14 protein-coding genes and 1 riboswitch are annotated in these 18,137 nt (G+C 71.8%); of the genes, 4 read left to right on the top strand and 10 right to left on the bottom strand.

Going from position 1 to position 18,137, the window contains the following annotated elements:
• Positions 1 to 107: 107 nt before the first annotated feature.
• The 6 genes from ACIBJC_RS32625 to ACIBJC_RS32600 form a co-directional block, all read right to left on the bottom strand.
• Complete coding sequence (locus tag ACIBJC_RS32625) at positions 108 to 1,796, bottom strand: adenine deaminase (protein WP_399298745.1); 1,689 nt, start codon at positions 1,794 to 1,796, stop codon at positions 108 to 110.
• Positions 1,797 to 1,893: 97 nt separating this feature from the next.
• On the bottom strand, positions 1,894 to 2,904 hold the full coding sequence (locus ACIBJC_RS32620; protein WP_399298743.1) for a nucleoside hydrolase: 1,011 nt from the start codon (positions 2,902 to 2,904) through the stop codon (positions 1,894 to 1,896).
• Complete coding sequence (locus ACIBJC_RS32615) at positions 2,901 to 3,947, bottom strand: ABC transporter substrate-binding protein (protein ID WP_399298741.1); 1,047 nt, start codon at positions 3,945 to 3,947, stop codon at positions 2,901 to 2,903. The genes ACIBJC_RS32620 and ACIBJC_RS32615 overlap by 4 nt, the downstream gene beginning before the upstream one ends.
• Positions 3,944 to 4,945 (bottom strand): ABC transporter ATP-binding protein, encoded by a 1,002-nt coding sequence (locus ACIBJC_RS32610; protein WP_399298739.1) that lies wholly within the window; start codon positions 4,943 to 4,945, stop codon positions 3,944 to 3,946. The genes ACIBJC_RS32615 and ACIBJC_RS32610 overlap by 4 nt, the downstream gene beginning before the upstream one ends.
• A 38-nt stretch (positions 4,946 to 4,983) precedes the next feature.
• Entirely contained in the window at positions 4,984 to 5,772 is a 789-nt protein-coding gene (locus tag ACIBJC_RS32605; RefSeq protein ID WP_399298737.1) for an ABC transporter permease, read from the bottom strand.
• Positions 5,769 to 6,593 carry an ABC transporter permease gene (locus tag ACIBJC_RS32600; RefSeq protein ID WP_329823705.1) on the bottom strand — a complete coding sequence of 275 codons (825 nt, stop codon included), beginning with the start codon at positions 6,591 to 6,593 and terminating at the stop codon, positions 5,769 to 5,771. Before ACIBJC_RS32600 ends, ACIBJC_RS32605 begins: the two co-directional genes overlap by 4 nt.
• A 157-nt stretch (positions 6,594 to 6,750) precedes the next feature.
• Here ACIBJC_RS32600 and ACIBJC_RS32595 point away from each other — a divergent pair, with 157 nt between their 5' ends.
• A complete protein-coding gene (locus ACIBJC_RS32595) occupies positions 6,751 to 7,809 on the top strand; it encodes a LacI family DNA-binding transcriptional regulator (RefSeq protein ID WP_399298734.1) in 1,059 nt (352 codons plus the stop codon).
• Between the two features lie 8 nt (positions 7,810 to 7,817).
• Here the strand turns inward: ACIBJC_RS32595 and ACIBJC_RS32590 are convergent, their stop codons facing one another.
• Positions 7,818 to 10,274, bottom strand: coding sequence for a SpoIIE family protein phosphatase (locus ACIBJC_RS32590; protein WP_399298733.1), 2,457 nt, complete (start codon positions 10,272 to 10,274; stop codon positions 7,818 to 7,820).
• A 308-nt stretch (positions 10,275 to 10,582) separates the two neighbouring features.
• Here ACIBJC_RS32590 and ACIBJC_RS32585 point away from each other — a divergent pair, with 308 nt between their 5' ends.
• The 3 genes from ACIBJC_RS32585 to ACIBJC_RS32575 all read left to right on the top strand — a co-directional run bounded on the left by ACIBJC_RS32585 (position 10,583) and on the right by ACIBJC_RS32575 (position 14,687).
• A complete protein-coding gene (locus ACIBJC_RS32585; protein WP_399298731.1) occupies positions 10,583 to 11,920 on the top strand; it encodes a gluconate:H+ symporter in 1,338 nt (445 codons plus the stop codon).
• 91 nt (positions 11,921 to 12,011) lie between these two features.
• Positions 12,012 to 13,340 (top strand): enolase C-terminal domain-like protein, encoded by a 1,329-nt coding sequence (locus ACIBJC_RS32580; protein WP_399298729.1) that lies wholly within the window; start codon positions 12,012 to 12,014, stop codon positions 13,338 to 13,340.
• Positions 13,341 to 13,795: 455 nt separating this feature from the next.
• Positions 13,796 to 13,960: riboswitch (cyclic di-AMP (ydaO/yuaA leader) on the top strand.
• A 4-nt stretch (positions 13,961 to 13,964) separates the two neighbouring features.
• Positions 13,965 to 14,687, top strand: a complete 723-nt coding sequence (locus tag ACIBJC_RS32575) for a transglycosylase SLT domain-containing protein (protein WP_399298727.1) — start codon at positions 13,965 to 13,967, stop codon at positions 14,685 to 14,687.
• A gap of 121 nt (positions 14,688 to 14,808) precedes the next feature.
• Here ACIBJC_RS32575 and ACIBJC_RS32570 read toward each other — a convergent pair whose 3' ends face one another.
• The 3 genes from ACIBJC_RS32570 to ACIBJC_RS32560 all read right to left on the bottom strand — a co-directional run bounded on the left by ACIBJC_RS32570 (position 14,809) and on the right by ACIBJC_RS32560 (position 17,956).
• A complete protein-coding gene (locus tag ACIBJC_RS32570) occupies positions 14,809 to 16,212 on the bottom strand; it encodes an amino acid permease (RefSeq protein WP_399298725.1) in 1,404 nt (467 codons plus the stop codon).
• Positions 16,213 to 16,406: 194 nt separating this feature from the next.
• Positions 16,407 to 17,396 carry a CU044_5270 family protein gene (locus ACIBJC_RS32565; protein ID WP_399298723.1) on the bottom strand — a complete coding sequence of 330 codons (990 nt, stop codon included), beginning with the start codon at positions 17,394 to 17,396 and terminating at the stop codon, positions 16,407 to 16,409.
• Positions 17,393 to 17,956 carry an RNA polymerase sigma factor gene (locus ACIBJC_RS32560; RefSeq protein ID WP_399298722.1) on the bottom strand — a complete coding sequence of 188 codons (564 nt, stop codon included), beginning with the start codon at positions 17,954 to 17,956 and terminating at the stop codon, positions 17,393 to 17,395. The genes ACIBJC_RS32565 and ACIBJC_RS32560 overlap by 4 nt, the downstream gene beginning before the upstream one ends.
• Between the last annotated feature and the right edge of the window lie 181 nt (positions 17,957 to 18,137).

Raw genomic sequence — 18,137 nt, 5'->3', positions numbered from 1 at the left:
GCGAAGCCCCGGCCTCAAGCTGCTGTGACGGCTGCTGTACGGCGCCGAACCCTCGGGCTCGGCGCCGTGCCGAACCCCCGGGCTCGGCGCCGTACTCACGCGCACGCTCACGTCAGGACGGCGGGCTCCCAGGCGCGGTCGACCACCCGTACCAGCCCCAGGTCCGTCAGTTTCACCTGCGGGGAGACCGGCAGCGTCATGGTCGAGATGGACATGAACGCGTTCCGGTGCTCCCAGCCCCAGCGGTGCAGGGCGTCACGGATCGCCCCCGCGCCCCGCGCCACCTCTTCGGCGGGGCGGTCGGAGAGAACTCCGGCCACCGGCAGCGGGAGATGCACCGGCTGATCGCCCGCGGCGATCACGCAGATCCCGCCGTGCGAGCCGATGACGCGGTTGGCGGCCTCACGCAGCGCCGCGGACGTGGTGGCGATCACCGTCAGGTTGTGGCTGTCGTGCGCGTACGTGGTGGCCGCCGCCCCGTCCGACAGGTCGAAGCCGACCACCGGGGCGGTCGCGCGCCGGCCGCTGCGGTGGTGGCGTTCGAACACGGTCAGTACCGCGGTCCGGCCCTCCCACCGCACGACACCGTCCCGTACGGGCAGGACGACCTCGGCCGGTTCGGTGAAGGTGTCCACCGGATTGACCCGCAGGGCCCGGAAGACATGCTCGCCGTCCGGCAGGTCCACCACCCAGTCGTGGCCGTCCGCCTCCAGCGGGTCGAGGTGGACGGAGTCGGCGAACGGGTTGCCGGACAGCTCCGCGGGGGCGCTCTCCCCGACCGGTTCGCCGCCGCAGACGACCATGACCGGCGTGAAGTCCGCCAGTTCGCGCAGCAGCACCAGATCCGCGCGGCGGCCGGGCGCCACCACGCCGCGGTCGTCCAGACCGAGCCGGCGGGCGGGGTGCAGGGTCAGTGCGCGCAGCGCGGTCAGCGGGTCCATACCGGCGCCGACGGCGACCCGCGCGATGTGGTCGAGGTGGCCGCGCTCCACGATGGCGTCCGCCGCGAGGTCATCGGTGACCAGGCAGAAGTCGGGCAGGACGGGCAGGGCGGCGAGGCCGCTCACCAACTCCGGGGTGAGGCACTTCTCCTGGAGCATGAGCAGCATGCCGAGCCGGGCCTTCTCGACCGCGACCTCGGGCGAGTTCTTGGTGTGGTCGGAGTCGATGCCCGCCCACAGGTACTCGCCCAGGTCGTCGCCGGAGAGGTTCGGGCAGTGCCCGTCCAGCCGTACGCCCTTGGCGCGGGCCGCGGCGACGATCTCCCGCATCCGCCGGCCGCCGTCGACGACGGCCCGGTAGTCCATCACCTCGCCGAGGGTGGTGACACCCTCCCAGTCCAGCATCTCGGCGATGTCGTCGGCGCCGAGCGCGGCGCCCGCCGTCTCGAACCCCTCCAGGGCCGGTACGCAGGAGGGCACCGCCCAGTGCATGGACTGCTGGGCGCCACGGCCCTGTTCGATCATCCACGCCATGGCCTCGCGCCCGGCCACGTTGACGATCTCGTGCGGGTCGGCGAGCACCGTCGTGGTGCCGCGGGGCAGGGTGATCCGGGCGAACTCGCGCGGGGCGAGCAGCGAGCTCTCGATGTGCATGTGCGCGTCGATGTAACCGGGCGCCACCAGCAGGCCGTCGGCGTCGATGACACGCGCGGCGTCGATCCGTGTGCCGGGGCGCAGCAGGGCGCGGATCCGGTCGCCGGTGATCGCGACATCGGCGGCGGTCAGCTCCCCGGTGTGTACGGAGACCACGCGGGCTCCGCGGATCAGCAGGTCGCAGTGGCTGGGCGCAGGCATCGGGGGTTCTCTCGTTCGGTCGTCGGCTTCGGGGCGGGCGGCGTCGCTCGTGGGCTTCGGCGGGCGGCGTCGGTCGTGGGCGTCGGCGCGGCGCGGGTCAGGTCGGGCCGGTCACGGGTGCGCCGGCCCCGTACGTGTGCAGCAGCCGGGTGATCAGGAAGGCGCGGAAGGCGTCGGCGTCCACACCGGTGGCCACCTTGGCGTTGTGCGGGAGCCCGGTGCGGCCGTGCACATCGGCGATCAGCTTGCCGCGGGAGAACTCGCCGCCGCACTCCACCGTCACCCAGGCGTCGGTCCACTCGATCAGGTCCGGGCGTACGGCGGCGGCCACCGCCAGCGCGTCGTGGACCGCGCAGGCGTCGATGCCGTGGCGCCGCTCGTACCGGGTGGCCAGGTGGTCGAGCATCCGGCCCGCCGCGCCGGTGACCGGCGCACCGTCGGCCAGGAGCCGGTCGATATCGGCGCGGGTGGTCAGCGCCGCGCGGGTCACGTCGAGTCCGACGATCCGCAGCGGCACCCCGGCCTCGGTCACGTACCGGGCGGCCTCGGGATCGGCGAAGAAGTTGAACTCGGCGGACGGGGTGACATTGCCGGGCGCGAAGGCCGCCCCGCCCATCACCACGATCTCCTTGATCGCGGGCGCGGCGTCCGGGTGGGTGTGCAGCAGCGCCGCGATGTTGGTGAGCGGTGCGGTGGCGATCAGGGTGAGGCCGCCGACCGGGCGGGCGCGCAACCGCGCCGCGAGCCAGGCGACGGCGTGCTCGGGGTGCGGCGTCCGCGCCGACGGGGGGAGAGTGACGCCGCCGAGGCCGCCCTCGCCGTGCACGGGTTCGTCCGGGATCCGGACGGCGCGGGCGAGCGGTCCGGCGTGTCCGCGCGCCACCGGCAGGCGCGGGTCCGTACCGATCAGGTCGCACAGGCGCAGCGCGTTGTCGACGACCTGTCCGATGCCCACGTTCCCGGCGACGGTGGTGATGCCGGTGACGTCGAGTTCGGGCGACGCGAAGGCCAGCAGCAGGGCGACGGCGTCGTCGATACCGGGGTCGCAGTCGATGACGACGGGCTCCGGGGCGGCCGTCTCCGGGGCGGTCGTCTCCGGACGGTTCACCCGGACACCTCGCGCTGGAAGCGGTCGACCCACTCGGCGTTGTTCTTCGCGGCCAGCTTCAGATCGGGGGTGGTGAAGCCGTTCGCGGCGGGGTCGGCGGCGGCCTCGCCCACCACCTTGCTGATCTCCTCCGGGATCGCGGCGTCCTTGTTGACCGGCTTGTCGTGGAAGGTCGCCGCGGCCTTCTCCTGGACCTCCGTCGACAGCAGGTAGTCGATGAACTTCTCCGCGCCCGCCTTGTTGTGGGCGCCCTTCACCAGTTGCGCGGTGTTGGAGACCACGTAGCGGCCCTTGTCGAGGGGCGCCCAGGCGATCGGCTTGCCCGCGGTGACGGAGTCGATGGCGAACAGGTCGAGCGCCGGGGCCATCTCCACCTCGCCGCGGTCGAGCAGGCTGACGAGTTCGGTGCTGCGGCTGAAGTACTTCAGTACGTTGGGGGAGTTGGCGGCGAGCTTCTCGAACGCCGTGTCGGTGTCCCCGGGGCCCGAGCCGTAGGTCGCCGCGGTGCTGTAGAGGAAGGGCACTCCGGCGCTGGTCGAGATGTCGGGGACGGCGATCCGTCCCTTGTTCCCGGCCTGCCACAGGTCCTTGATGCCGGGCGCCTTGTCGACCTTGTCGGTGCGGTAGAGCATGCCGAGCAGCTGGTAGGTGTACGCGGGGGCGTAGCCGTCCTTGTCCTTGGCGAAGTCGTGGATCTTCGCCAGGTTGGGCAGGGCCGACGCGTCGACCTTGTCGAACAGCCCCTGCTCGCGGCCCATCCGGGCGAACAGGTCGGAGATCATGACGACGTCGACCGTCGGGTTGGAGCGGTTGATCCTGAGCTTGGTGAGCCGCTCGGCGTTGGCCCCGCTCTCGACCTCGACCTCGATGCCGGTCTTCTTCTCGAACGGCTTGACGATGTTCTTCTCGAACAGGTCGGCGCCGAAGCCGAAGGTGGAGACGGTCAGCTTCTTGGGGTTCTGTTCCCCGGCGACGGATCCGGCGCAGCCGGCGAGCGGCAGGATCAGCAGGGTGGCGGCGGTGGTGACGGCGAGTCGTCTCATGACGTGGGAGTCTCCTGGCTCTGAGGGAGGTCTACGGCGTGAGCCGCGGGGAGGTGGAGGCGCACCCGCTGTCCGGCGGACAGGGCGAAGTCGGTGCTGGTGGCCAGGACGGTGCGGCCCTGGGATGCGGCGGTGACGACGCAGTCGGTGCCGCGGAACCGTACGGCGGTGAGGTCGGCGTCGACCGTGGTGCCGCCGGCGGGTACGGGGGATTCGGGGGCGAGCACCTCGACGTGCTCCGGCCGGATGGTGACCGTACGGCCGTCCGGCAGCTCGACGAAGTTGTCGTAGCCGAGGAATTCGGCGACGAAGCGGCTGGCGGGCGCGCGGAACACCTCGCGCGGGGCGCCCTGTTGGGCGACGGTGCCCCGGTTGAGTATGACCATGCTGTCGGCGAGCTCCAGCGCCTCCTCCTGGTCATGGGTGACGAGGATCGCGGTGAGCCCGGTCTCCTTCTGGATACGGGCGAGTTCCTGGCGCATCTGGATGCGCAGCCGCGCGTCGAGGTTGGACAGCGGCTCGTCGAGGAGCAGGACGGAGGGGCGTACGGCGATGGCGCGGGCGAGCGCGATGCGCTGCTGCTGACCGCCGGACAGTTGCTTCGGCTTGCGACCGGAGAGGTGGGAGAGGCCGACCATCTCCAGCGCCTCGCCGGTGCGGGTGCGCTGCTCGGCGTCGGGGACGCCCCGCATCCTGAGGCCGAAGGCGACGTTCTTCTCCACGGTCATGTGCGGGAAGAGCGCGTACGACTGGAAGACCATGCCGATGTTGCGGCGTTCCGCCGGGAGCCTGGTGGCGTCCTCGCCCTCCAGCAGGATGCGTCCCGCGGTGGGCTCCAGGAACCCGGCGATCATGCGCAGGGTCGTGGTCTTGCCGCAGCCGCTGGGGCCGATGAGCGCGGTGAACTCCCCACGCCCCACGGTCAGGTCGAGGTTCTCGACCGCCGCCGTTCCACCGAACTCCCGGTGGACCGATTCGAGTTGAACCACTGGCTTCATCGTCGTACCCCTCTTGCTCCTGTTGTGGCCCGCCGCGCTCATCGGCCGAAGACCTTGTTGAATCCGACGAGGCGTTCCGTCAGCAGGGCCGCGCCGACCGTGGCGGCGAGCAGCAGGGTGCTCACCGCGGCCACCACCGGGTCGTAGGAGAACTCGACGTAGTTGAGCATCTCGACGGGCAGTGTGGAGATTCCCGGCCCCTTGAGCAGCAGCGAGAGCGGGACGTTGTTGAACGAGGTCAGGAAGGACAGCACGGACGCCGAGACGATGCCCGGCGCCATCACCGGCAGGGTGATCGCGAAGAACGTCCGCAGCGGTCCCGCGCCGAGGCCGCGGGCGGCCTCCTCCAGGGCCGGGTCCGAGAGGGCGAGCGAGGCGCCGGTGACCCGGACCGCGTACGGCAGCAGCAGGACGGTGTGGCCGATCAGCAGCGCGCCGAGGGCGGTGATCCGCAGGGTCACCATGAGCTGCTGGAAGAGCGCGAAGCCCAGGACGAGTTCGGGGACGATCGCGGGGGAGAGGAAGAGGTTCTCCACCGCCTTGCGGCCACGGAAGGTGTGGCGCTGCACGGCCAGGGCCACCGGGATGCCCAGCACCAGCGCGAGCAGCGTCGACACGGCCGCCACCAGCAGACTGGTCAGCAGGCCCTGCTGGAAGGCGGCGTTGGAGAGCGCCAGCTCGAACCAGCGTGTGGAGAGGCCGGACGGCGGGAACTCGACGGTGTCCCCGGCGGAGAAGCCGATGGCGACGACGAGCAGGATCGGCCCGAGGAGGAAGGCCATCGCCAGGGTCGACAGGAGGGTGAGTACGGGGCGTCGGCGTTTCACGACGTGGCCACCTTCGCCGAGATCCTGCCCGAGGCCCAGCCGACCACGAGCACCAGTACGGTCATGAGCAGGGCGACGGCGCCTGCCCCGTTCCAGTCGAGCTTCACGTTCGCGTAGTCGTAGAGCAGGGTCGCCAGGGTCCGGTTACGGGAGCCACCGAGCAGCAGCGGTGTGGTGAAGGCGGTGACGGCCCCGGCGAACACCAGGGTCGCCCCGACCAGGACACCGGGCACCGCGAGCGGCAGCACGATCTGCCGGAAGGCCCGGCCGGGGCTCGCGCCGAGGCCGCGGGCGGCGTCCTCCAGACCGGGATCGATGTGCGACAGCGAGCTGTACGAGGTCAGGATCATCAGCGGCATGAAGAGCTGGGTGAGACCGGCGACCAGGGCGAACTCCGTGTAGAGCAGCTCCGGCGGGCTGTCGGTGAGCCCGGTCGCCAGGACGACGTCGCTGATGATGCCGTTGCGGCCGAGGATGACCAGCCAGGAGAAGGTCCGTACCACCGTGCTGAGCAGCAGCGGGAAGACCGCGAGCGCGAGCAGCAGGCCCTGGCGGCTCTTCGGGGCCCGGGAGATGAGATAGGCCGTCGGGAAGCCGAAGAGCAGACAGACGAGGGTGACGGTGACGGCCACGCGTACGGTCCGGGCGAGGACGCCCAGTACGTAGCCGTCGGTGAGCAGGGAGCCCAGGGTGCCGACGACGTCGGGGTCCTCGGCCGCGGGCGGCGCGAAGAGCGTCGTGACGAAGGGGAACGCGAAGCCGAAGGCCAGCAGGGCCAGTCCGGGCGCGAGCAACAGCCCCAGGGTGGCCTTCCGGGACACGGCCACGCCTCCTCTCGTGAGTCTTCTGTCGGAGTTTCCTACAACCGGTTGCTGCAACCGGTTGCAGCAACCGGCAGTGGGGGACGATACTCATGCTGGAATCGAAGCGTCAACGCGCTCGTGTAAAGATCCCGTTACGCACACCCTGGGGGGCGAGATGGTGAGGCTGTCGGATGTCGCACGCGCGGCGGGGGTGTCCACGGCGACCGCGTCCCGCGCGCTGAGCAGACCCGGCATGGTCGCGGCCGGCACGCGCGAGCGGGTGCGGGCGGCGGCCGAGACCATGGGATTCGAGTTCAACGCCAGCGCCCGGGCGCTCACCACCGGCAGGACCGGCCTGACCGGCGTCCTCGTCCCGAGCCTCGCCAACCCCTACTTCGCCCCCATCGTGACCGGTGTGCAGCGGGCGCTGTCGCAGGACGGCGACAACATCCTGCTCGCCGTCTCGGAGGGGTCACGGAGCAGCGAGCTCGAACTGGCGGGGAAACTCGCCTCCCGCGTCGACGGGCTCGTCTTCATAGCACCGGTGAGCCCGGAGGCGGTGATCAGGGGGTTCACCGCGAAACTGCCGGTCGTCACCGTGGACCGTACGGTGCCCTCGGTGCCCGGCGTCCTGATCGACACCCCCGGCGGCGTCGCCGACATCGTGACCCACCTGGCGGGCCTCGGCCACCGGGCCATCGCCTACGTGGGCGGCCCGGACGGCTCCTGGATGGCCGAACGGCGCACCACCGCGGTCCAGGAGGCGGCCCGCCGGGGCGGCGTCGACCTCACGGTCCTCGGCCCCGTCGCGCCCCGTATCGACGCGGGACTGGCCGTCGCCGAACACATCGCCGCCGAACGGGCCGTCACCGCCGTGGTCGCGTACAGCAGTTACCTGCTGATCGGCCTGCGCCTGGGGCTGCGCGACGCCGGCGTACGGGTCCCCGCCGACATCAGTCTGGCCGCCTCGGACGACCTGACCGCGATCAGCACGGACCGCCCCGACACCACGGCGCTGCGGGTCCCGCTCGAAGAGGCGGGCGCCGCGGCGGTCCGTCTGCTCCAGGAGCCGAACCCGCCCAAGCGCGCCCGGCGGGTGCGCGTCGCCACCGGACTGATCGTCGGCGCCTCCACGGCGCGGGTCGCGTCCACGGCGCGGGTCGCCTCCACGGCGGAGGCCGCCGGGGCAGCGGAGGTCGCCGGGGCAGCGGAGGTCGCCGACGGCGCGGTGTGACCGGCGGGTCAGTCCGCGGACAGGCTCTGCTCGGCCCAGATCGTCTTGCCCGTGTACGTCTGACGGGTGCCCCAGCCCTGGGTGAGCTGGGCGACCAGGAGCAGGCCACGACCGCCCTCGTCGAAGGTGCGGGCCCGGCGCAGGTGCGGGGTGGTGCTGCTGCCGTCGGACACCTCGATGACGAGATTGCTGTCGCGGATCAGCCGGAGCTCGATGGGGGCGGCGCCGTACCGGATCGCGTTGGTGACCAGTTCGCTGACCACCAGTTCGGTCACGAACGCCGCCTCGTCCAGGCCCCAGGCGGTCAGTTGCAGGCAGGCGTTCTTACGGGTCTCCGCGACGGCGGCGGCGTCGCGCGGCACCTCCCAGGTGGCGACATGGGCCGCGTCCAGGGCGCGGGTACGGGCCATCAGCAGGGCCACGTCGTCGGCCGGGCGGTCCGGGAGGAGCGCGTCGAGCACCGCGTCGCACGTGTCCTCCAGGGACGCGGCGGGACGGGCCAGCACCTCGCGCAGCGTGCCGAGGCTCTCGTCGACGTCGCGGTCACGCGCTTCGACGAGACCGTCGGTGTACAGCACGAGGACGCTCCCCTCGGGCAGTTCCAGCTCGGCGGCCTCGAAGGGCAGGCCGCCGAGGCCCAGCGGCGGCCCCGCGGGGATGTCGAGGAACTCCACGGCGCCCTCCGGGGTCACCAGCGCGGGTTCCGGATGGCCGGCGCGGGCCAGGGAGCAGCGCCGGGAGACCGGGTCGTAGACGGCGTACAGACAGGTGGCGCCGGTGTCGCCGGAGACGCTGTCCTCGTCGTCGGCCTCGGCGGACAGGTGGATGACGAGGTCGTCGAGATGGGTGAGCAGTTCGTCGGGCGGGAGGTCGACGTCGGCCAGGGTGCGCACCGCGGTGCGCAGCCGTCCCATGGCGGCCGACGCCCGGACGCCGTGGCCGACCACGTCGCCGACGACGAGGGCGACCCGGGCGCCGGAGAGGGGGATCACGTCGAACCAGTCGCCGCCGACACCGGCCTGGGTGCTGGCGGGCAGGTAGCGGGACGCGACCTCGACGGCGGCCTGCCGGGGCGGCCGTTCCGGCAGGAGGCTGCTCTGCAGGGTGAGGGAGGTACGGCGCTCGCGGCCGTAGCGGCGGGCGTTGTCGATGCACACCGCGGCCCTGGCGGTGATCTCCTCGCCCAGGAGCAGGTCGTCCCGCGTGAAGGGCTCCGGGCGCCGGTGGCGGGAGAAGATGGCCACGCCGAGGGTGATGCCGCGGGCGCGCATCGGCACGGCCAGTACCGAGTGGATGCCGTACTGCCGCACCCGTTCCGCCCTCTCCGGGGCCTCGTGCTCCCAAACGGTCATCCCCTGGGCGGTCACCTTCCGGATCAGCGGCCGGCCCGCGGCCAGGCACTCGGCCGCCGGCGAGGCGTCCGGGTAGACGGCCACCACTCCGCGTGGGACCACCGCCTCGGGGCACCCCTCCAGTACGGACCGGGCGGCGACCCGGCGCAGCTTGACGGGGCTGCTCGGTACCCCGGCGCGCGGGTCCTCGCCGCCCTCGATGGAGGGGAGCAGATCGACGGTGACGAAGTCGGCGAGCTGCGGGACGGCCACCTCGGCCAGCTCCTCCGCGGTACGGGCGAGGTCCAGGGTGGAGCCGATCCGGACGCTGGCGTCGTTGACCAGCACCAGCCGCTCCCTGGCCAGGTGTTCCTCGGTCGTGTCGCGCGCGGAGAGGAGCACCCCCCGCACCGTTCCTCCGGCGTCCCGCACCGGGTCGAGAGAGAGCGCCCAGACGCTCTCCCGCTCGTGGCCCGCCAGACACAGGGCCACCTGCCCCTGCTGCCGCGCGCCGGTCTCCAGCACCCGGCGCATGAGCTGTTCCGTCCGGTCGCCCTGCGGGTCCGCCACGATCTCCGACACGCGCAGGCCCCGCATCGCCTCCTCGGGCAGTCCGAGCACGCGTTCCATGTCCTTGTTCGCCAGCCGCAGCCGCAGGCTGGTGTCGTAGAGCGCCATCGTGGCCGGGGACTGGGCGAACGCCCACATCATGAGTGCCTCGTCGTCCCGGGGTGACGTCGGCGGGCCGGGCAGGGCGGCGACCAGGAGCCATCCGCCGGCCCCGTTCCCGTTCCCGTTCCCGCTCCCGTCCCCGCCGTCCGGTGGGCGCCGGTGGGCCAGCAGGTTCACCGGGAGGCTGCGGCCGTCCCGGTGGAGCAGCGTCACCCTCCCGTTCCACCGCGGCAGCGCCTCCAGGGCACGCACCGTCGGGGCGTGCGGTTCCCCGGCGAGCAGTACGGCGGCGGACCGGCCCACGACCTCGGAGGACCGGTACCCGAGGAGCCGCCGCGCCCCCTCGCTCCACCCCGTGACGATGCCGCGCGGATCCACCGTGGCCCTGGCCGTGGCTGCCCCCGCGGCGGGATCCTCCGGCCGCGGGGGCAGGTCGTCACCGGTGGTTCCCGATCGCGTCATCGTGGCCAGCCCGCCCTCACCTCGGTCTTTCCACCATGGGCCGTGGCCGGGTCCCCGGCAACCGAGAGCCGATTCCGGCGGCGTGAGCGCCCCGGGGGATCCCGCCGCCGGATCCATCACCGCAGACCCATTGACCCCGTGGGGCTCACTTCTCTAGCCTCCGTTCTTGTACGTGGACGATGTCTCTGTATGGAGACGAGCGCTGATCACGCTCCGCCGCGGGAAGCGCCTCGCCCGCGTACACGCCCTTTGCTCCACCGCACGGTTCATCCGCTTGTCCGGTGCACAGTTCAAAGGGGAACCGACCCATGCCACTCGTCGTCGTCGGGATCAGCGTGCTGGTCCTGCTCTTCCTCATGACACGGCTCAAACTGAACGGTTTCGCCGCCCTCCTGCTCGTCGCCGTCGGTGTCGCCCTCGTCCAGGGGATTCCCCTGACGAAGATCCCGGACATCCTCTCCGAGGGCATCGGCGGGCAGATCGGCGACACCATGCTCACCATCGGGCTCGGCGCCATGGTCGGCCGGGTGATGGGGGACTCCGGCGCCGCGCAGCGCATCGCCACCAGGCTCCTCGCCGTCTGCGGCTCGCGCGGGGTGCAGGTGGCCATGGTGGCGACGGCCATGCTCATCGGCGTCACCATGTTCTACGAGGTCGCCTTCGTCATCATCGTGCCCGTCGTCTTCACCCTCGTACGGGTCACCCGGTCGAATCTGCTGTGGGTCGGGCTGCCGATGTCCATCGCCCTGTCCACCATGCACAGCTTCCTGCCGCCGCACCCGGGACCGACCGCGGTGGCCTCGACCTTCCACGCCTCCGTCGGACTGACCCTGTTCTACGGCCTGTTCATCGCCGTCCCCATCGGCGCTGTCGTCGCTCTGGTGTGGCCGCGGCTCGCGTTCATCCGGGCCATGAACCCCTCCGTACCCAAGGGCCTGGTGAGCGAACGCGTCTTCGAGGACGAGGAGATGCCGGGCACGGCCTGGTCGCTGGCGGTCGCCCTGCTGCCCGTCGTACTCATCGCGGGCGCCGCCGTCACCGACATGGCCACCTCGGCGGACACCCCGGTCACCCACTTCGTCGCCTTCATAGGATCGGCGCCGATCGCCCTGCTGCTGACGCTGGTTGTCGCGATCTGGGCCTTCGGGCCGCGGATCGGCCGGGACCTCGCGGAGGTCAGCGCCTCGTGCCGGGGAGCGGCGCAGGCGATGGCGATGATCCTGCTGGTGATCGGGGCCGGCGGCGCCTTCAAGCAGGTCCTCGTCGACGGCGGGATCTCGGACTACATCAAGGACGTCACCGACGGCTGGTCCGTCTCACCGGTCGTCCTCGCCTGGCTCGTCGCCGTGATCCTCCGGGTCGCCCTGGGGTCGGCCACGGTCGCCGTCGTCACGGCGTCCGGCGTGGTGCTGCCGCTGCTCGCGGACAGCGGGGTCCCGCCCGAGATCATGGTGCTGGCCGTCTCCTGCGGCTCGGTCGCCCTCTCGCACGTCAACGACCCGGGCTTCTGGATGTTCAAGGAGTACTTCAACCTGTCGGTCGTCGAGGCGATCAAGACCCGTACCACCTATACGACCGTGCTCTCCGTCCTCGGCCTGGGCGGCGTACTCCTCATGGAACGCGCCCTGGACGTCCTCAACCTGTGAACTCCCCACCGTCCCCGGGCTGTAGGGCCTTCTTCGTGCCGTACGCCCCACCGGTACACCCCCGGTCACCGATCCTGGAAGGACTCGTCCCATGAGCCAGCCCGTCGTCACCGGCTTCTCCGTGTATCCGGTGGCAGGCCGTGACTCCATGGCGCTCAACCTCTCCGGCGCGCACGCCCCGTACTTCACCCGCAACGTCCTGGTCCTCCAGGACTCCCAGGGCCGGACCGGCGTGGGCGAGGTGCCGGGCGGTGAGCGCATCACCCGGACGCTGCGCGAGGCGGAGCCCCTGGTCGTCGGCGCGCGGGTGGGCGACCACAAGCGGGTGCTGCGCGCCCTCGGGGAGCGGTTCGGCGGCCGTGACGAGGCGGGGCGCGGCGAGCAGACCTTCGACCTGCGCACCACGGTGCACGCCGTGACGGCTGTGGAGTCGGCGCTGCTCGACCTGCTGGGGCAGCATCTGGAGGTGCCGGTGGCCGCCCTGCTCGGGGACGGCAAGCAGCGCGACTCGGTACGTTTCCTCGGCTACCTCTTCTACGTCGGCGACCCCGGCAGGACCGATCTGGAGTACGTCAGGGAACCCGGCGCGGACGTGGAGTGGTACCGCCTGCGCCGCGAGGAGGCGCTGACCCCGGAGTCGATCGTCCGGCAGGCCGAGGCGACCTACGCGCGGTACGGCTTCCGGGACTTCAAGCTCAAGGGCGGTGTCCTGCCAGGAGCGGAGGAGGTCAAGGCCGTACGGGCGCTGAAGGAACGCTTCCCCGAGGCGCGGATCACCCTCGACCCCAACGGGGCCTGGTCGCTGCGGGAAGCCGTCGAACTGTGCCGGCCCCTGGTCGGCACGCTCGCGTACGCCGAGGATCCGTGCGGGGCCGAGGACGGCTTCTCCGGCCGGGAGATCCTGGCGGAGTTCCGCCGGGCCACCGGTCTGCCCACCGCGACCAACATGGTCGCGACGGACTGGCGTCAGCTCATCCACGCGATGGCGTTGCAGTCGGTCTCCATCCCGCTCGCGGACCCGCACTTCTGGACCATGCGGGGGTCGGTGCGGGTGGCCGAGCTCTGCCATGCGGCGGGCCTGACGTGGGGCTGCCACTCCAACAACCACTTCGACATCTCGCTGGCCATGATGGCCCATTGCGGGGCCGCCGCCCCGGGGGAGTACAACGCCCTGGACACCCACTGGATCTGGCAGGAGGGCATGGAGCGGCTGACCGTGGAGCCCCCGCGGATCACCGCCGGCGAGATCGCCGTCGACGACACCCCGGGTCTCGGCGTCGAGGTCGACATGGACCGGCTGCTCGCGGCCCATGAGCTGTACCTGGAGAAGAAACTCTCCGGCCGGGACGACGCCGCCGCGATGCGCTTTCTGGTGAAGGACTGGGAGTTCGACGGCAAGCGCCCCTGCCTGGTGAGGTGAACCGGCCCGCAGGAAGTGACGCGTGAATCGACATGCCGTCAGGAGAATGAATGGCGCGGTGAATTCGGTGGCGTCCCCGGTCAATTCCCGCAGGGTGTCGGCAGTTGTCGGGGTGTCGGGTGGAGGGGTGCGGGATCCCGGCAACCCGACGGGACCCATTGATGGGCCTTTGTCGGAATTGACCGTTAGGTGGATATGGGTGTGATTAGTGTGGCTTGCTCTCTCTAACGCCTTTTGCCTGTCCGATAATTCCGTTACGTTCGTGACCTGCGTCATACTCCTGGCGGCGGGTGGGCGGGGCGAGGTGGGCGCTTTCTCTCGCAGGGGAGGAAAGTTGAGTTCCCGGGACCCCTCCGGAAAGGCGATTGCGCCGCCTTTGCGGAACTTGTGCGGCCCTGATTTCTCGCTTACGTTCACGTCCATCCGGATGGACCGCCAAATCCTGCCGCCGTCCGGAATCCCACACACCTATCCGTCAGAAGGCAGGAGCGGGGGACCCAGGTAAGTCGCCGGTCCGGAATTTCCGGAACGGCTCGGGGTGAAGCCGTACGCACCGTCGTACGGCCGGGCATCTCCAGCCCGAACCCGACAGCTCACCTCGCAGGCGACGGAGAGGAATTCGTCGTGCCCAGAAACGCCAAGCACCGCCGTTCCAGAGCTGGCTCCATCGCCCGTCGCCTCGTCGCGGTGGGTGCCGGGGGCGCCGCCCTCGCGATTCCGCTGGTGTCCGCGGCCACCGCCCAGGCGGCGGAGGCCCCCGCCGCCCCGGCGAAGACCACCACCTACGTCGTGGTCTCCGGCGACTCCCTGTCCAAGATCGCGCACGCGCACTCGGTCAGCGGCGGCTGGAAGAAGCTGTACGAGGACAACCGGAGCGCCGTCGGCGCCGACCCGTCGCACGTACTCCCCGGCCTGAAGCTGACCCTCAAGGGGAAGGCCCCGGCCACCGCCGCCAAGACGGCCACCACGGCGAGCACGAAGTCCGGTACGAACGGCTCCGTCACCCAGGCCGCCACGAAGACGTACAGCGACAACCTGGACGGCTGGATCCGCGAGTCGCTCGACGTCATGGCCCAGCACGGGATCCCCGGCACCTACGAGGGCATCCACCGCAACATCATTCGTGAGTCCGGGGGCGACCCGAACGCCATCAACAACTGGGACATCAACGCCCAGAACGGCGTTCCGTCCAAGGGCCTGCTCCAGGTCATCGCCCCGACGTTCCAGGCGTACCACGTGCCCGGTACGTCGACGGACAGCTACGACCCGGTCGCCAACATCACGGCCGCGTGCAACTACGCCGCCGACCGGTACGGCTCGATCGACAACGTGAACGGTCCCTACTAGACCGGACCGGCGTCGCGCAGCGCGCTGAACACACCGGCCCCGGCCCCGCCGTCCTACGACGTCGGGGCCGGGGCCGGTTCCCGTACCCCACGCGACGCCTGTGCCCCACAGGGCACCCGTGTCACACGCGTCGCGCGCGCAGCTCCCGTACCCCCGCCACCGCCAGCACGAGCGCCGTCGCGCCCAGGGACCACAGGAGCTGCGGGCGGGCCGCGTCATCGGTGAGCATCAGGACGAACACCGTCGCGATCGCGGCGAGCGTCACCCAGGTCAGGCCGGGGAAGAGCCACATCCTCAGGACCAGGCGCTCCGGCGCCTCCCGCTCGATGCGCGGGCGCAGCCGGAGCTGCGACACGGCGATCATCGCCCAGACGAAGAGCAGCACCGCGCCGACCGCGTTGAGCATGTACAGGAAGACCGTGTCGGGCCACTTCAGATTGAGCAGTACGGAGACGAACCCGAACGCCACCGACGCCAGCACCGCCCGCCGCGGCACACCCGCGCCGCCCACCTTCAGCAGGGCCTTCGGCGCCTCGCCCCGTTCGGCCAGGGAGAAGACCATCCGGGACGAGCCGTAGAGGTTGGCGTTGAGCGCCGAGAGCAGCGCCACGAAGACCACGATGTTCATGATCTGTCCGGCCGACGGGATACCGATCGCGTCGAGGACGGTGACGTACGGGCTGAGCCCCGCCTTCTGCGCCGTCCAGGGCAGCACGGTCACGATGACCGCCATCGAGCCGACGTAGAAGAACAGGATCCGGAAGACCGCGCTGCGCACCGCGCGCGCCACCGAGCGCACCGGGTCGTCGGACTCGGCCGCCGCGATCGTGACGACCTCCAGACCGCCGAAGGCGAAGATCACGGCGAGCACCCCGGAGGTGACGCCCTGCCATCCGTTCGGGAGGAAGCCGCCCTGTCCGGTGAGGTGGGCGAGACCGGCCGGGCTGGTGTCGGGCAGGACGCCGAAGATCGCGAGCAGCCCCAGAACCAGGAACGCGACGATCGCGAAGACCTTCAGGGCCGCGAAGTAGAACTCGAACTCGCCGAAGTTCTTCACGGCCGCGAGGTTCGCGCCGGTGAAGACGACCATGAAGACCAGGACCCAGGCCCACTGCGGTACGGAGGGCAGCCAGCCGTTCGCGATCTGCGCCGCGCCCGTCGCCTCCACGGCGAGCACGACGACCAGCAGGAACCAGTACAGCCAGCCGACGCTGAACCCCGCCCACCGGCCGAGCGCGCGCTCGGCGTGCACGGAGAACGAGCCCGACGCGGGCATCGCGGTCGACATCTCGCCCAGCATCCGCATCACGCACATCGCGAGCACGCCCGCGATCAGATACGAGACGACGATCCCGGGACCGGCCAGCGCGATCCCGGCGCCGGAGCCGACGAAGAGCCCGGCGCCGATGACACCGCCGAGCCCGAGCATGGTGAGGTGGCGCTGCTTGAGCCCGCCGGCCAGTGGTTCGCCGGACGGGGACGCGGCCGGCGTGGCCGGGGGAGGAGCGGGGAGTCGGTCGTGCATGGGGTGGGTCCAGACTGCTTTCCGGGCTGGTGGCTACGGAGACGGTGCGGCCCTGGCAGTGTCTCCGGACCGCCCCCGTCCAGGCAAAACGATTCCGGAGGCCGGACGCCGGACGACCGGCACGGGGCGGATGCCCGACGACCGGCACCCCGAGATGCCCGCGGGCGTCCGCCTCGTGCCCGCGGGCGTCCGGCTCAGCGCAGCCACGCCTCGTACGACATCACGGAGCCCGCCGTGACCCGGTAGCGGGCGATGTCCCGGGTGTACGTGATCTCCATGCCGAGCACCCGGCCGTCGCGCGGGTCGAGGATCACCAGGCGCCGTAGGGGCTCCCCCCGGTCCGCGGGGGAGTCGTACACATACGCCAGGCCCGTTCTGCCCAGCCGGTCGGTGACCGTTCCCGCGGGGCGCAGGCCGGGCTCGGCGGCCAGGACGCCGACGAGCGCGGCGGTCTCCCGGGGGCCGGGGGTCCACGCCTTGAGGTAGGCGGAGACGGCGTCCAGCAGGGCCGGAAGGCCGGGAGGGTCCGGCAGACGCGCGCCGTGCAGCAGATACGCGCGCAGCCCGGTCACGGTGTGCGGCGGGCTCTCGGGGTACGACGTGTCCGGCGCGTTGCCCGCGAGCCGCGTGGTCTCGCTCAGCACGGTGCGGTCGCCGACCGCGGGTCCGTCGCCGGTGAGGACGGGCCGCCCCGGACGCCTCGGGTCGGTGGCCACCACCGTCTCCGTCCAACTGCCGTCGTGGTGACGGCGCGTGGTCCGCTCCTCGGCCACGGTGACCGGGGCGGCGCTGCCGTCGTCCCGCAGTCCCATGCTCCACGTCTGGACGTCCGTTCCCGGGAGGGGCGCTGCCGTACGGTTCGCCGCCGCCCGGCGGACCCGCTCGGCCAGCTCGGCCAGCGGTACGGCGGGCGCGCCGGCGTCGACGCTCAGCGGGGAGGGCGCATCCACCGCGCTCCTGGTGGCCGCACCGCCGAACAGCACGGCCAGCGCCACCACCGCCGCGGTCGCAGCCGTCGCCGTCGCGAGACCCCACGCGGTACGCCGCCGGCACCGCGCCCGGCCCTCGCGCAGCAGCCGGTTCAGCCGCCGCTCCGCCTCGGCGGACAGCGGGCGGTCCCGCCAGGGGCCCTCGTCGGCGGGCGCCGGGTCGGCGGCCCGCAGCAGGTCGATCTCGTCGGTCATGGGCGCTGCCTCTCCGCGGCGTCGGGAACGGTGGTGGTCGCGTCGGGAACGGCCCGGTGGACGGGCAGCGCGTCGATACGCTCGCGCAGCCGCCGGCGCGCCCGGTGGACGCGCATCGTCGCCGCGTGGGTGCTGCAGCCGACGACGACCGCGATGTCGCGCGCCTCCAGCCCCTCCCAGGCGGTGAGCCGCAGGACCTCCTGGTCCGCCTCCGGAAGCTGGGCCAGCGCGTCGTGCACCCAGTCGCCCGGTGTTCCGGCGGCCGGGCTGTCCACGACGTGCGCGCGGTGCGCCACCGTGTGGTGGCCGATCCGCTGGAGGAGCCGCCGGTGACGGCCCGCCCCGCGCACGGCGTTGGCCAGGCAGTACCGGGCCACTCCGTACAGCCAGGGCAGCGGTTCGGCCGGCAGCTCGTGGCGGCGTCGCCAGGCCACCACGAAGACGTCGGCGACGACCTCCTCCACGTCGGCTCTCTGGCTGCCCAGTCGCCGGGCAACGAAGCGGCTGACCACCCAGTAGTGCGCGCGATAGGCAGCGGCGAAAGGCTCTTCGTCGCTCATGTCCGTCCTGTGTCCGGGCGGCCCCACGTCCTCACCGACCCCTCATTCGTGTGACCCAGGTCTCATATCGCCCGTTCCGGTGAGGGGCGGCCGGGCACCGGACATGACCAGGACATGAACAGCTCCGTAGAACGCCAACAGCCGGGCAATGCGGTCATGTGGTGGTCAACCACCACGGATC

The organism is Streptomyces sp. NPDC050509 (assembly GCF_044457965.1).
Lineage (GTDB): Bacteria > Actinomycetota > Actinomycetes > Streptomycetales > Streptomycetaceae > Streptomyces.
The sequence above is the reverse complement of the archived record's forward strand: the minus strand, read 5'-3'. Positions and strand labels throughout refer to the sequence as shown.